General features: G+C 39.2%; 1 protein-coding gene. It reads right to left on the bottom strand.

What is annotated here, in order from left to right; translation table 11 throughout:
• Nucleotides 1–191: 191 nt before the first annotated feature.
• Nucleotides 192–1,367, bottom strand: a complete 1,176-nt coding sequence (locus KC820_RS13020) for an IS256 family transposase (protein WP_212371694.1) — start codon at nt 1,365–1,367, stop codon at nt 192–194.
• Nucleotides 1,368–1,463 lie beyond the last annotated feature (96 nt).

Below are 1,463 nucleotides of genomic sequence, written 5' to 3'. Positions count from 1 at the left end.
AGTCAAGTCCATTATTATGTGTAAATTCTCTCAAGTGATTTCAGCGGGTAAAACAGCATATTCAATTTTGACATCTGGATTGGATTGAGAGGGCGGGTGTGATAGCCTGGTGGGCACGCCGGTTCTTTTTCAAAGAGCTGGCGGCCAGGCGTAGAAATCACACTCGCCAGGAGGCTCAATCGCAATCCTCATTAATTAGAGATCTTTTTCTTAGGTAAATACCTTCTTTTCAAATCTAAGTTTTCATCTACATCCATTAACACAGCACCGATTAATCGAACAGCACTCTGTGTGTTCGGAAAGATTCGTATCACCTGTTCTCTTCTTCGGACTTCTTGATTTATCCGTTCGAGATTGTTGGTGGTTCGTAAGTGTATATGATAGTCTGTAGGTTCGCTCATATATTGAATGGAGTCTTCGAATCCATCCTCGAGACAGCGGCAGACTTTTGGATGTTTATCTTCATATTTCTCAATGAATTGGTTTTTACGTTTTCTGGCGACATCTGGATCAACGGTTTCATAGATTAAATTTATTTCATGTTTGATTTCTTTTACGTTTTTCTTGGGCATTTTTTCGATTAAATCTTTTTTTAAGTGAAAGGTACAGCGCTGCCAACTGGTCCCAACGAAGGCTTCAGGGACAGAGGCTTTTAATCCAGCATGAGCATCGGAAATAAGTAACTTGGGTGACTGCAGGCCTCTGCTTTTGAGGTTTTCAAAAACCTTCAACCACGCGTCTTTCGACTCGACATGGTTGATTTCCATGCCAATGATTTCACGTTTATTTTGTTTATTGACACCTACTACGATATAGACAGCCTTGGATACGACTTTATTATCTTCTCTTACCTTGATATACATGGCGTCTGCATAAATGTAAGGATAGTACGTGACATTTAACGGACGATTCAACCATTCCTTCACAATTGGATCTAACTTTTTAGTTAGATTGGAGACAAAGGATTTAGAGACTGATTTACCGCATAGCTCTTCTACAATCTTGCCTACTTTACGTGTTGAAACGCCATTAACAACCATCTCCAACATACTTAAAACAAGAGCCTGATCTCTTCTTTCGTAACGCTCAAATACACTTGGTTCGAACTCTCCATTGCGTGTGCGTGGAACTAATAGTCTCAGTTCAAATGAGCCGATCATATAGCCACGCTCATAAAAGCCATTACGGTAATCGGTTCTTAGGTCATTCCTTTCGTACTGGCTAGCTTTTAAATACTCTTCCTGTTCTTTCAACATGATTTCATTTAACACCATCACAAGAGCAGACTTTAGTACGTCATCCAGCTTTGAATCCATTACCTTTTCTTTTAATTCATCGATATTTAGGCTAAAATTAACTTGGGTCATCTTTCTCATCCTCCTAAAGTATTTTGTGGTTGAAATCACTTTAACACAGGAGAGAAGGATGACCTATTCTTTTTACACAATTATATGGACTTAATC

The sequence above is a fragment of the Allobacillus saliphilus genome, from assembly GCF_018138385.1.
Taxonomy (GTDB): Bacteria; Bacillota; Bacilli; order Bacillales; family Alkalibacillaceae; genus Allobacillus; species Allobacillus saliphilus.
The sequence above is the reverse complement of the archived record's forward strand: the minus strand, read 5'-3'. Positions and strand labels throughout refer to the sequence as shown.

Bases quoted from the DNA above. Each gene is read 5' to 3' on its own strand.
- KC820_RS13020 (WP_212371694.1), bottom strand. From the start codon at position 1,367: ATGACCCAAGTTAATTTTAGCCTAAATATCGATGAATTAAAAGAAAAG.